Raw genomic sequence first — 12,857 nt, 5'->3', positions numbered from 1 at the left:
ATTTCCGCTGCAGACTGCGGGGGGAAGCGCGCTGGAACCGCGACGTTCCTGGGGTTTTTAATTGCGACTGGGCTCCGCGCTGATTTATAGCGGTTGACGATTCGAGCAGCTCCAAAGAGGGCGAGGGACCGACATGAGGCTGTATCCGAAGGTGATCCCGATCATTTCGCGAGAGACGATTCAACGGCTCATGCAGGATGGGGACATCGAGGTGGAGCCGATGCGCGTGGCGGACGCCGAGATGGACCTTTCGGCCATCATGCGTGAGTACCTCGCGAACGAAGAGCGTGTGAACCAGGCGACGCGCGAGGCGCTGGAGCGTCGCGGATACGACCCCTCCAAGTTCAACCAGGTGAAGCGCGAGATGGCGGACGTCCGCGGCTTCAAGATGGGCGACGAGGGCATCGAATACGTCATCAACCAGATGATCGAGTTCCTGCTCATCAGCCGGAACGTCGAAGAGGTCTTCTCGGCGGATAACTCGCTGCGTCAGAAGATCCACGTGGTGATGAAGAAGCACCTGGACGTGGACGAGGACATCGACAAGGAGGCGCGCTCCCGCCTGAAGCACCTGCAGGAGGGAACGAGCAGCTTCGAGATCGAGTACAACAAGACGGTGGAGCAGATCCGCCGCGCGCGGGGCCTCATCTAGTCTTCTTTGGAGAGAGGGGACTGTCGTTCCCCGCTCCGCTGCCTACCTTGTTGCACAAGGAGGCAGCGTCGATGGCGGGACCTCTCACCACGCTTCTTTTGTCCGGAGTACTGGCCGCCGGGCCAGGCGGGTTCACGTTCGAAGGCCGGGAGGCCAGCGCGGGGACCGAGCGACCGGACGGCTTCTTCATCCAAGGACCCTTGCCCTTCACGGACCTGGCCGAATCCGGCACGGGGAGCGCCGAGCTCACCGTGGAGGACCGGGTGGACCTGGCCCAGGCCACGTACGGCGACAAGGCGGCCTTCCAGGCGACGTTCCGGCTGGGGAACACCGAGTACCGGGTGGAGCTCGCCCAGGCCGGTTTCCCGCCCGCCCAGGCCCGTTCCCAGGCCTCGTCCAGCGTGCCCCCGGCACCCCGCCACACGGTGGGCGGCGGCGTGCTCCTGAACGTGCCCATCTACGGGGACAGCGGACTGGGGTGGTCGGTCATGACCCGCTCCCATGCGGCGGTGGCCGTGTGGGGAGTGGGGAGCGTGTGGCGTGATGGCCGGTTGCTGACGGACACGGCGCTCATCCACGTGGCGGCGTTGGACGCCGGGGCGTTCGCGGATGACTCGACGCACCGGATGCTGCGTCAGGCGCGGGCGGGGGACACGGAGCTGGTGGTGCTCGCGTACAACCTGCCGACGGACGTCGAGCGTCGGGGCTTCGTGCAGTTCGTGTTCGAGGACGTGGCCATCGAGGTGGCCGGGGTTCCGGTGCGCTCGGTGGCGGTGGTGGAGAACACGGGGAATCTGACGGTGGACCCGACGCGGCTGACGCCCGTGCCGGCGAACGTCGCGCCTGGCCTGCCGCCCATCCTTCCGCAGCCGGCGGCCACGGGTGACAGTGGCCTGGCGACGGGAACGTCCGTGTCGGCGCCGGAGGTGGGGACGCCCGGGGGCAGTCGGGTGTTCGTGGGCGGGGGGCAGGGCGGCACGGTGGTGCGGGGAGGCGCCACGGTGGGGACGGGGACGGCCGATGTGACGGCGCCCGAGTCGCCCGCGGTGGTGAGTGGCGGCTTCCCCACGAGCGTGGTGGCGGAGCCGCCGGTGAACATCTCGGGGGTGACGTTGGGGACACCGACGACGAGCCCGACGCTCGCGGCGGAGGGGGTGCTGACGACGGGCGCGTCGCCGGTGGGGACGGCGCCTGGGTTCTTCGGCTCCTCGGGGACGACGTCGAGCCTGGCGACCACGGGGTCGTTCTCGGTGCCGGTGCCCTCGGTGACGTCGCCGAGCTTCGATGCGTTCCTGGGCACGTCGCAGGTGAGTCCGGGCATCCTCGCGACGGCGCCGCCGCTCAATGCGGCGCCGGGCTCACCGCCGCCGGGGCTGCTCGGAACGCCCACGCCACTGAATGCCGCGCCCGCGCCGCCGCTCTTCGGGTCTCCCACGCCGTTGAACGCGGGGTCCGCCACGACACTGCCCGCGACGCCTGCTCCGGCCAATGCGGCGCCTGCCCCGGCCAGCGCCGTGCCCGCGACGTCAGCACCCGGCGGCGCGGCTCCGGCGAATTGAGGCACGGGTCTGTAGAGACATGAGAGGGCGCGCCGCGAGCGTTCGTTGCTCGCGGTGCCGCTCCGCGAGAGCCGTCATCGTCTGTGCATCCGCCTCGCGGCGCAGGCGGGCGACGGCCCGGTGTCGACGTGACAGCGCGAATGGTGTCGGCGGTCAGCGAACCCGCGAGGGCGCGCCCTGATGCGCCATCGCGGCCGCCTGGGCCAATCGCTTGCGAAGCTGGACGACGACGTCGTGCAGCTCGTCGAGCCGCTCGAGGACGCGAAGGTCATCCCCGGTGTTGATGAGGTTCACCGGTGACAACGTCGCGCCGCGCAGCGTGCTCAACACGTCGTGGAAGTGCGCTTCGACGTCACCGAGCGCGTCCAGCCCTTCCCTCAAATCGTCCTCCAGCAGGTCGACGAGCACCGCCGCGTCGGTGCGAGCGGGGAGCGCGCGAGCGAGGCGTTCGGTCGCCACTCGGACCGGGTCGGCCTGGCGCGAGAGCACGGGGGCGGCGAGGGCGAGAGGGGGCATGGGCTCGACGCTACAGGCCCGTAGCACCCCGTCAATTTTCCCACCCCCGCGGGGCCTCCGCCCCTCAGTGTCCCTTCGCCGCGAACACCGCGCGATGGGCCGACAGGAAGTCGCGGATGTCGACGGGCGCGTGCCCGGTGAGGTCGGCGATGGCCGTGCTCACTCCACTCATGCGGCCCTGTGCCACGGCCGCGTCGAACGACGCGTAGGCCTCCGCCATCGGTGCGGGCAACCCGTGCGCCACCAGGCCCGCGGCGAGGCTCGCGGTGTCCACGGCGATGGACTCGACGGGGCGCCCCGACAGCTCACCCGCGAACCGCGCCAGCTCCGCCTGCGTCACCGCCGACGGCCCGGTGATCTCCAGCACGCGCTGTCCCTCGTACGAGGAGGCGAGCGCCGCCACCGCCGCCCGGGCGCAGTCCTCGCGCGTGACATACGCCGTGGCCCCCGTCCCGGTCGCCGTGACGAGCCGCCCCTGCGCGACGGCCTGGGGCAGGCTGTGCAAGAGCATCTCCATGTAGACGTTGTTGCGCAGCACGGTGAAGCCCAGTCCGCTCGCCGCCAGCGCCTGCTCCGTGGCCCAGTGGTCCTTGGCGAGCGTGATGGGCGAGTCGGGCTCCGGCCGCGTCAGCGACGTGTACACGACGTGCTTCACCCCCACGCGCCGCGCGGCCTCCACGGCATGGCGATGCTGGGTGATTCGGCGGCCAGGAACATCGAGCGAGTCCGTGCTGACGAGCAACAGTCGCTCCGCGCCGGCGAACGCCGCGTCCAGCGTCGACGCGTCATCGAAGTCCGCCTTGCGCACCACGACGCCGCGCGCCGCCAGGTCCGCGAGCTTCGACGGCTCGCGCGTGGTGACGATGAGAGGCCCCTTCCTGGCCTCGAGGAGCAGCTCCACGACGCGGCGGCCCAGATGGCCGGAGGCGCCGGTGACGAGCAGGGTGGGGGATGTGGCCGTCATGTGAATCTCCAGAGCGAGGGAGCGACATTGGCTCCGGCTCATGGGTAGCGCCGCCCGGCGTCCTGCACAATGCGGCCCGCTGGAGCATACTGTTCCACGGGAGGAACAATGGACCTGAACCAGCTCACCCTCTTCGTCGCCGTCGCCGAGGGCGCCAGCTTCTCCAGCGCGGCGAAGAAGCTGGGCCTGCCCAAGTCGTCGGTGAGTCGGGGCATCGCCCGCCTGGAGTCCTCGCTCGGTGTGCAGCTCATCCACCGCACCACGCGCCGGGTGTCGCTCAGCACCGCGGGACAAGCGCTCTACGAGCGGGTGTCCCCGATGCTGCTCGCGCTGCGCAAGTCCGTGGGGGAGCTGCCGGAGTTGGAGGAGGAGCCGTCAGGCGTGCTGCGGCTGACGTCGGTGGTGGACTGGGGGACCACGGTGCTCGCGGAGGTCATCACCCGCTTCGTGGCGCGCTACCCCGCGGTGAAGGTGGACCTGCACCTGGACAATCGCGTCGTGGACCTGGTCGCGGAGGGCTTCGATGCCGCGCTGCGACTGGCCATCGCCCCGTTGAAGGACTCGTCGCTGCGCGCCCGCCGCCTCGGGACGCTCTCCCTGCGGCTCTATGCGTCGCCGGCGTATCTCGCGCGCCGGAGCATGCCGCGCCATCCTCGCGAACTCTCCAGCCACACCTGGGTGTCCTTCCGCTCCCCCATGCCCTTCCGGCTCGTGGGGCCCGGCGAGACGCTCGTCATGCCGCAGGATGGCGCCATCGTCTGCGACGACATGTTCTTCATGCGGGAGGTGCTTCGTCAGGGCGCGGGCATCGGGTTCCTGCCGACGATGCTCGCGGAACCGGAGGTCGCCGAGGGGCGACTCGTCGCGCTGCTTCCGAAGTGGAGCATGCCGGCGGGGAGCGTGTGGTTCGTCTCCACCGCGGAGCGGCACATGCCTCGCAAGGTCGCCGCCTTCCGCGACTTCCTCCTCGAGACGCTGAAGCAGCGCTCCTTCCCGATGTGAGGCCGGGAGCGGACACTCCCGCCGCGCTCACCTCAGAGCGAGCCGAGGAACTTGAGCACCGCGGCGCGGTCATCGGCGGACAGGCGGTGGAAGCCGTCGCGCGCGGTGAGCGCCTCGCCGCCGTGCCACAGCACCGCCTCTTCGATGGTCCGGGCCCGGCCGTCGTGCAGGAAGCCGGAGTAGGGCAGCACCGTGTGCGTCAGGCCCAGGCCCCACAGCGCGGGCGTGCGCCACTCCGTGCCCGTGGCCGCGCCATCCGGCCGTCCGTCCGCGAGCTCCGGCCCCATGTCGTGCAGCAGCATGTCCGTGTACGGATGGATGCGCTGGAAGGCGAGCTCCTCGTAGGCGGCCTCGCCCGTCTCCAGCGTCTCGCGGTGGCAGGACTCGCAGCCCAGCGCGCGGAACAGCTTCTCGCCGCGTTGGACGACGGGGTCCTCCAGCGCGGTGCGCGCGGGGACGCCGAGCGACTCGGAATAGAAGACGGCCGCCTGCAGGATGTCGGCGGTGATTTCGTGCGTCCCGTCCGGCTCCGGGAAGAGCGGGCTCGTGATGCCCATGTCGTTGAAGTACGCCTCCGCGGACTGCTGCAGCAGGTGCGGGCTGTTCGCCTTCCAGCCGAAGCGCCCGGGCAACAGCGTGCGCAGCGCCACGTCCCAGACCTCGTTCAGCCGTCCGGAGATGCCGTCACCGTCCCGGTCATCCGGGTCCTCGAGCGCGCGCAGCGCCTCGATGGGAACGGCCTCCAGCAGCCCCAGTCCGAAGACGGGCGGAGGAAGCCGCAGCGACATCATCATGTCCTCCGGCAGCGCCGAGCCATCCGACTTGACGATGCGCACGCTCGGCGAGCGCAGCGTGTACGGCGTGCCATCCGGGTACTGTCCGGTGCGCTCCACCCACGACAGCGTGAGCGAGGCCGGCGGCACCTGGCCGTAGATGGACTGGTCACGCACCTGGAGCCCCAGTCCGGGGACGGGCACCGCGCCGTGGGGATGGTCGGGCACGCCCTCCGGCAGGCTCACGCGCACGAGGAGCTGGGTGCGCTGCGCGGTGGGCCCCATCACCGGCATGCCGCGCCCGTTGCGCAGGTGACAGCCGTTGCAGGAGACGTTGTTGTACGTGGGCCCGAGCCCCGGGTTCACCCGCGAGGGCGCCGGGACGAAGATGGCCGCGAACGCCGCGTCGCCCGCACGGTGCAGCCGGTCGTACTCGGGACGCAGGTTCGCGGCCGGCTGCGCGAACGCCTGCGACGTGCGGTTGTCGACGGTGGTGGCCCCGCCCGCCCTCGGTGGCTCCAGGGGCACCATCGGCGCCTCCTCGCCACAACCGGCGGACCACAGCAGCAGGGCTCCCAGCATCACCGCACGTCGCATGGCGTTCACCTGGCCTGAGTTCCTACATCACTTCGACAGCAGGGGCAGGACCTCGCCCTGGAAGGTGTCGTGCAGGGCGCGGATGGCCTCCTGCGCGGCGGCGATCTTCGGGCGCTCCGTCTCGTCACGGATGGAGTCGCGGAACGGCTCGCGGACGGCAGCCAGGGCGCTGATGGAGCCGGCGATCTGCTGGCGGATCTTCGCGTCGAGCGCGCTGTCCACGCCCACTACGTCACGCAGCGACATGCCCGTCTTGGCCTCGCCCTGCAGGTGGCCCAGGTACGCGTTCTCCACGCTGCGGATGTTGTTGCTGAAGTCCTCCAGCGAGTTGTACGCGAACTGGCTCTCCACCACGTCCGGGTCCCTGGTGTCGTAGGGCTCGGCGATCTTCCCGTTGGCGACCTCGTCCAGGATGGTGGTGATGCCACCGACGATCTCCTGGGCGGCGGCCTCCACGGACGGATACGCGGTGTTGCCGGACTGACCCGCCGTCGCGAGCGTGTCACGGAACGGCGGGTTGCCGTCGTGCGCCTGCGCCCACGCGCCGTGCAGCAGCTGTCCCACGGCCTTGAGCTCCGCGGACAGGGCCGTGACGTACTCCAGCTCGCGGGGCGTCAGCTGCTCGACCGTCTTGGTGCCGCCATCGCCGTAGATGAGGTACTCCAGCGTGTGGAAGCCCTTCTGCTCGTTCTTGAGGTTGCTCACGTACTGCTGGGTGAGGGCGGCGTTGTTGGCCAGCACCGCCTCCAACTCGGTGTGGCTCACCGGCCAGCTGTCCAGCGCCGGGTCATAGCCGAAGCTGTCCACGGGGCCGAAGAGGAAGCCCTCGCTCTGCTCCCAGGGGATGCGCGCCGCGCGCCAGGCCGCCTTGGCCGCCGTCAGCTTCTCCGTCGTGGGCGCCGTCGCGAGCGCGACGCAGGCCGCGTCCAGCTCCGTCAGCCGCGTGGCCAGCCGCGCATAGGTCGGCACCACGACCTTGTCCGCGAACGTGACGACCAGCTCCGAGGTGACCTTGGAGTCGCCCTCGTTGGGGGTGTTGGAATCATCATCGCCGCAGGCCGCGAGGAACAGCGAGCCGGTGAGGAGCGCGGGCGCGAGCGCCAGACGCAGGGGCAGGGACGTACGCTTCATGACTGACCTTTCGTTGGGGGGAGGGGACACGGGGAGGGCCGCGTCAGTAGTTGAAGCCGGTGGCGAGGCGCAGGGTGTTCTCCGGCCGGAAGGCGCCCGAGCCCATGCGGCGGTGCCCGAAGTCGAGCTTCGCGTACACCGTGTTCAGCAGGTTGTAGGCCACGCCCACCGTGTAGACGGTGCGGCGGAAGCGGGGGTTGTCGTACAGCTCCGCGCGCGGCTTGAACTGCGTGTCCACGTAGTCGTAGCGGACGAACGGGAACAGGTGGTGCGAGTTGCTCAGGCCCACCACCGACGCGATGTCGTAGCCGAGCTCTCCCCACGCGGCCAACGCGTTGTCGGACACCGGCGTGCGCATCACGCCCAGCAGGTTCGACAGGCGCGCGTTGCGCTGCGAGACGAGCTCCGCGTTCTTCAGGTGGCCGTACATCACCATGCCCTTCGCGCTCCACGGGCCCTTGGACACGGACAGGTGCACGTCCAGCAGCGTCAGCGGCGCGGACACGTAGCCGCACGGGGCGACCTCGCGATCATTCGCCTCCTCGCAGCTCTTCACCAGGTCCGCCTTGGGACGGTTGCGCGTGGTGTCGCCGTGGTAGGCGGACACGCCGAAGATGAACCCGTCGAAGTGGGTGACGTCCGCGCGGAACACCAGGGCCATGTCCGTGGCGCGCTGCACCTCGAAGCGGCGCTGGTGGCCACCCACCGCCCACAGCTGCGAGCTGAAGCCCGTGGAGTCCAGCCCGTTGACCAGCTGTCCCGTCAGCCGCAGGCCCCAGGGGAACTTGTAGCGCAGCCGCAGGCCCATCTCGTCCCACGTGTTGGGGATGATGCCCGTCTCCGCCTCGTCGCGGAGGGTGCCCAGGTAGTCGGTGGGGCGCGAGAACTCGCTCAGCGTGCCCACCGCCACGTAGAAGCGGCCCACCGCGAGCGCCGCGTGGTCGCCGAGCTTCTTCGAGATGTAGAGCTCCTCGACGAGGATCTCTCCACCCTTGTCGAGCTCCTGGTCGAACTCGCCGAACTCCTCGTACTCGAGCTCCATCGCGGTGCCGGTGCCGCCGTGCTCGAACTCGACCTCGACTTCCACCTCGAGCCCATAGTCCGGCAGCGCGCCCTTCATCTCGAGCACGAAGCGCGTGGTGTCGAACTCCAGCCGCGAGTCGCGCTGCGCGCCACCCGTCCGGTTCTGGTTCAACCCGTAGTTGTGATAGCCGAACAGCAGCTCGCCGTAGGCGGTGACGAACGTGTCGATGTTCGGCCGCGCCCGACTCAGGGCCGCGGGAGCGGGCGCCGCGCTGACGGGCGCGGGCTCCTGGGCGGCGGGGGACGGCGCGGGCTGCTCGGGCTGCTCGGCGGATGGAGCCGAGGCGACGGGCCCCTCGGGCGAATCACTCGGCGGTGCGGCGGAGACCACCGGAGCACCGGCCGAATCCTGGGCGCGGGCGACCGTCGTGGAGAGCAGCAGGGTGGAACAGAGCAGGAACGACGACGAGACAAGACAAGAGCGTGGGCGCATCGGAGCGGCGCGCACCCTACGCTCATGATTTTGATTTTGCAAACCAGAATCAATTTCGGTTCAAAGAGAAAGGCCCGGGAACTCCGTCCACCGGGCCTCTCCTCGAGCCGTGTCTTCTTTTCTCAGCAGTTGGACATCACCACTTCATCTCCTCCTTGCCGGGGCCGGCCTCCTGGCGCTTCTCGCCGGGGCGGCTGACGGAGGTGAGGGTGGCGCGCACGGCGCCCAGGTCCAGCGTGCCCACGGCGGCGAGCGGCAGGCGGCGCGCGTCGTCGGAGAGCCACACGTGCACCTCGCGCTTCTGCTTGGGGCGGTCCAGGCGGACGGCGGTGCCCACCAGGTGCCAGGCGTCGAACTGGCCCAGCGGCGTGGTGACCTTCTCCTTCTTGAGCACCTGGCCCTGCATGCGCCACAGCCGGCGCACGCCGTACACGTCGAAGCAGACGGAGAGGTTCTCCTCGAGCGGGAGCTGACGCAGCAGGTAGATGGAGCCGGCCACGTCCAGGCCGTCCTTGTCGTAGGTGTAGTTGTACTGGCCCTTGGGGCGCTGGCCGATCTGGTAGTCCACCTTGATGGCGCGGTCCTTGTGGGTGAAGGCGACCTCCACCTTGCGGCGCATCTCGTTCTCGGTGGCGTCCTCGACGTAGCGCTTGGGGCGCAGCGTGCGCGGGTTGAGCCAGGTGGTGGCGCTGCCGCGCACGCGGCGGACCTTGGAGAAGAAGGAGTTGGTCTCCGCCTGCGCGAGCACGGGAATCTGGCCGTCCTGCGGCTTCTGGACGCGCAGGGTCATCTTGCCGGCCTGCGCGCCCATGGCGTCCAGGTCGAACTCGAGCACCTCGCCGGGCATGAACGTGAGCGGCATGCGCAGCGCGGGCAGCGCCTGCGCGCAGGGCTCCACGGTGATGGGGGCTTCGTCGGGCTTGGCTTCGGTGGCCTCGGCGGGCTTCTCACCCTCGGGCTTGTCGGCCTCGGTGTCGGGGAGCTGGGCCCAGGCGGCACCGCCGGAGGTCAGCATCAGGCAGGTCGCCAGGAGGGTGCGCAGGGTGCTCATCCTTCTTCCTTCCAGAGAGAAACTACGGGGTGCTCTTGGGCGTGTGACGGCCCGGACGCTTCGCGAATTCTGATGCCAACCACCGCTGCCGGAGCCTCGCCGTCACGAGCTGGCGGACCTGCGTCCATTCTCGCGCATCCCGGCGGATGTCCCAACCGGACCTCACGAGCTTGCGCGCCGCGTCTTTCGCGAAGGCCTCGTCCCCCAGCGCGGAGAGCAGCCGGAGGTACTCGTAGTCCTCCAGTCCGTCGCGCAGGTGCTTGAGGCGCAGGGACGCCACGGGGTGGTGTCGGAAACCTCCCAGGCGGCCGGGCGTGCCTGGGTAGAAGAGGGTGCCGTCGCCGTTGCCACCGAACTCGAACACGTCGGTCCAGACGTCGTGCTTGGTGTTGTAGGCGAAGACGGTGTCGAAATAGAGCTCACCGTCCACGCCGCTCGTGAAGGCGAGCAGGCCCATGGCGCGGTTGAGCACGGCGGGGTGGTCCACCATGTACGAGGCCCAACCGCTGTAGCTCTTCTCCTGGGCACGCTTCTGGGACGGGCCCCCATCACAGCCATGCGAGTTGCAGCTCTGGTACCACCAGATACGGGTGCCTTCGGGAAGCTGCTCGCGCATCTGGGCAATGGTGTGCACGGCGCGGCAGGTCTGGGGGCCGGGGCGAGGGAAGAAGCAGTTGAGCGTGGGCGCGAGGATGTCGGCGGCGCTCGCGAGCGGCTCCTCCATGGGCGTGGTGATGAGCACGCGGCTGCCCCCGGCGGCGCGCACGCGGCGCGACTGCGCGAGCACGAGCGGCACGTCCTCCGGCTTCGGCTCGTCCTTGGCGTAGAAGAAGAGCTGCGCGGGCCAGCCCTTCGTCCGGTAGTGCTCGGCGAACGCGCGGTAGTACGCGACCTTGCGCTCCTCGGTGTCCGCCTTGCGGCTGTCGCGCACGTCCGACGTGGTGAAGCGCGCACCCGACGCCAGCAGGCTCCCGTCGAGGAAGGGCGCCATCTCCGCGTCGTAGTCGCTCCAGTCGATGATGGGCGTGTCGCCCTCGAAGCGCACGGACGGCGGCGTCATGCTCATGCCATGCGCGCTCACGCGGTGCTCCAGCAGCACGCGCGCGTAGTCGCGCAAGAGCTCGCGGGCCTCCGGTGACTCGGGGGTGAGCCCGTGGCCCCGGGCGATGCTGTACAGGGAGATGCCGAAGCTGGTGGCGAGCGAGGACGTCGCCGGCAGCGCGAAGGGCTGCACCTCCACCGTGAAGGGGACGCTCACGTGCTCCAGCTTGTTGAAGCTCGCGCGCAGGCGACCCTGATAGGTGCCCGGCGTCTGGTCCTCCTTCGCGCAGACCTCCACGTAGAGCACGACGGGGCGGGGTGGGGCGTCGTCACGCTCGGGCGCGCCGAGCGGCAACAGGGCATCGGGCCACGGGCCCACGTCCCCCTCCGAGTTGGAGGGCACCTCGACATCCAGGTAGCCCACGCGCCAGAGGTCCGCGCGCAGCGCGTCCGACGGACCGCCGAGCAGCAGCGGCTTCACCTTCAGGCGACGGGCCGAGTCGGGCAGCACCACCTGCGTGCCCTCGCACTCGCCGCGGGCCACGCTCAGGCGGGCCACGGGGCGCGACGCGAAGGCGGAGCCCGGGCGCACCTTGACCAGGGGCGACACCACCCTCGGCTCCGGCGTGGCGGCCAGCGCCGCCATCACCACCCACGCCCATCCCGCGCCCATCCGCCCCCTTCACTCTCCAGCGGTGCTACCCACCGCTCTCCGCGCTCGCCACCGCCATCGTCCGCCCCGGCTGGTAGTCGGTGATTTCCGCCACCACCGTGCCGAGCGCGAAGTCCGCCTCGATTCGCACCGGGACATGCCGCGCGTCCGTGGTGAGGTAGACGAACATGTCCCGCTTCGACGTCAGGCTGCCGCCGAACTCCGCCTGCACCCGCGTCTTGAAGACCTCCTGCGTCCCCAGCTCCGTCTTCAAGGTCTCGCGCGACTCCACCTTGGCGCGCATGGTGAAGCTCTTGCTGCCGGTGAACACCGGGTAGGCGTACTCGCCGCCCACGACGAGCTCTCGGTTGCGCAGCGCGAACGTCGCGCCCGTCACGTCGAGCGTGCCCTCGGCCACCTCGGCGGTGGACTCGCGCGGCGCCTCGCCCTCCTTCTGCTTGACGACGAAGACACTCTTGCCATCCGGCTGCAGCTTGATGCGCTGGCGGCGGCGCTTGCCGTTCTCGTCCGCGTGCAAGTCACTGCCCACCACGCGCTGGGTGTCCGCCTTCCAGTAGGAGACGAACTTGTCCTTGATGGGCCACACGCCGATGAGCGCGTCCGAGCGCGCCACCGCGACGATGGGCCACACGTCCTCGCCCCACTGCTTCATGGGCGCGCCCACCGTCACCTGCGCGGTGCCCGCTGTCATGCCCAGGTACTTCACGCGATACTGCGCCTGCTCACCGGGGCCGAACGCCGGGTTCGCGGAAGACTCCTGGCCCAGGGCAGCCGCCGACCAGACCAGGCCCGCAACCACCGCCGCGAACCCCCAATTGGACTGCGCACGCATCGAGTGAGCTCCATCGCAAGGAAGTTAAGTAGCCCGCCTGCTACTCGCCAGGCCATGCCCCCGAACCATTCCCGCCACTCCACATTTCCCATCGACGTGCCTATGCGGCGGGCATTCAATGGACGCCCGCTCCCTCGTCGTGGGGGCGACCTGAGGGGCGGAAGGGGACATGAGTCTCGCACGGAGGGGCCCCACGGCGCCTCCCGGCCCCCTGAACCCGGCCGCCCTGCGGCGCGCCGGGCGTGTCCACCGGCCGACACCGCTGCTAGCCTCCCGAAGAGAAGGCGGCCCCGGCTGGAGGTCGCCCCCTTGCCCTGGAGACGCGGGAACATGGCCGGTGACTACGATTTCGACGACGACGACGCCAAGGAGACGACCAAGGGCGGCCGCCTCAAGGAGTTCGACTGTCCGGGCTGCGACGCCAACAACCCCGTGCACGATGGCTTCGGGGATGGGGACGAGCTGCGCTGCAACTACTGCGGCTGCGAGTACAAGGTGAAGATCAGCGCGGAGGGCCGCGCGAAGTTCAAGGAGATCTGACCCGCGCGCC

At 70.0% G+C, this 12,857-nt stretch carries 12 protein-coding genes; 4 read left to right on the top strand and 8 right to left on the bottom strand.

All coding sequences use genetic code 11. The annotated features are described in order from the left end of the window. Positions 1-133: 133 nt before the first annotated feature. Both K8625_RS14235 and K8625_RS14230 read left to right on the top strand, forming a co-directional pair. Positions 134-652: a DUF507 family protein gene (locus tag K8625_RS14235; protein ID WP_046712884.1), complete on the top strand. Its 519-nt coding sequence runs from the start codon at positions 134-136 to the stop codon at positions 650-652. A 71-nt stretch (positions 653-723) separates the two neighbouring features. Then, the gene (locus K8625_RS14230) at positions 724-2,211 is read left to right on the top strand and encodes a hypothetical protein (protein WP_223783023.1); all 1,488 of its coding nucleotides are present in this window, start codon (positions 724-726) and stop codon (positions 2,209-2,211) included. Positions 2,212-2,364: 153 nt separating this feature from the next. Here K8625_RS14230 and K8625_RS14225 read toward each other — a convergent pair whose 3' ends face one another. Both K8625_RS14225 and K8625_RS14220 read right to left on the bottom strand, forming a co-directional pair. Then, a complete protein-coding gene (locus K8625_RS14225; protein WP_223783022.1) occupies positions 2,365-2,727 on the bottom strand; it encodes a hypothetical protein in 363 nt (120 codons plus the stop codon). 64 nt (positions 2,728-2,791) lie between these two features. Beyond that, complete coding sequence (locus tag K8625_RS14220; protein WP_223783021.1) at positions 2,792-3,691, bottom strand: SDR family oxidoreductase; 900 nt, start codon at positions 3,689-3,691, stop codon at positions 2,792-2,794. A gap of 108 nt (positions 3,692-3,799) precedes the next feature. On the opposite strand from K8625_RS14220, the gene K8625_RS14215 reads away from it, so the two are divergent. Next, complete coding sequence (locus K8625_RS14215) at positions 3,800-4,693, top strand: LysR family transcriptional regulator (protein ID WP_223783020.1); 894 nt, start codon at positions 3,800-3,802, stop codon at positions 4,691-4,693. Between the two features lie 32 nt (positions 4,694-4,725). Here the strand turns inward: K8625_RS14215 and K8625_RS14210 are convergent, their stop codons facing one another. From K8625_RS14210 to K8625_RS14185, 6 genes are all read right to left on the bottom strand, one after another. Further along, entirely contained in the window at positions 4,726-6,063 is a 1,338-nt protein-coding gene (locus tag K8625_RS14210; RefSeq protein WP_223746754.1) for a di-heme oxidoredictase family protein, read from the bottom strand. Between the two features lie 27 nt (positions 6,064-6,090). Beyond that, positions 6,091-7,194, bottom strand: coding sequence for an imelysin family protein (locus tag K8625_RS14205; RefSeq protein ID WP_223783019.1), 1,104 nt, complete (start codon positions 7,192-7,194; stop codon positions 6,091-6,093). Positions 7,195-7,237: 43 nt separating this feature from the next. Next, a complete protein-coding gene (locus K8625_RS14200; protein ID WP_223783018.1) occupies positions 7,238-8,710 on the bottom strand; it encodes a hypothetical protein in 1,473 nt (490 codons plus the stop codon). A gap of 136 nt (positions 8,711-8,846) precedes the next feature. Next, positions 8,847-9,761 carry a DUF3108 domain-containing protein gene (locus K8625_RS14195; RefSeq protein ID WP_223783017.1) on the bottom strand — a complete coding sequence of 305 codons (915 nt, stop codon included), beginning with the start codon at positions 9,759-9,761 and terminating at the stop codon, positions 8,847-8,849. Positions 9,762-9,783: 22 nt separating this feature from the next. Beyond that, positions 9,784-11,475, bottom strand: a complete 1,692-nt coding sequence (locus K8625_RS14190; RefSeq protein WP_223783016.1) for a DUF4091 domain-containing protein — start codon at positions 11,473-11,475, stop codon at positions 9,784-9,786. A gap of 25 nt (positions 11,476-11,500) precedes the next feature. Beyond that, positions 11,501-12,307 (bottom strand): DUF3108 domain-containing protein, encoded by an 807-nt coding sequence (locus tag K8625_RS14185; RefSeq protein ID WP_223746759.1) that lies wholly within the window; start codon positions 12,305-12,307, stop codon positions 11,501-11,503. Between the two features lie 330 nt (positions 12,308-12,637). Between K8625_RS14185 and K8625_RS14180 the strand changes: the two genes are divergently transcribed. Beyond that, positions 12,638-12,847: a hypothetical protein gene (locus tag K8625_RS14180; protein WP_141323204.1), complete on the top strand. Its 210-nt coding sequence runs from the start codon at positions 12,638-12,640 to the stop codon at positions 12,845-12,847. Positions 12,848-12,857: the final 10 nt, after the last annotated feature.

It is taken from the genome of Myxococcus sp. AS-1-15 (genome assembly GCF_020037055.1).
Lineage (GTDB): Bacteria > Myxococcota > Myxococcia > Myxococcales > Myxococcaceae > Myxococcus > Myxococcus fulvus.
This window is presented reverse-complemented; position numbering and strand designations above follow the sequence as displayed.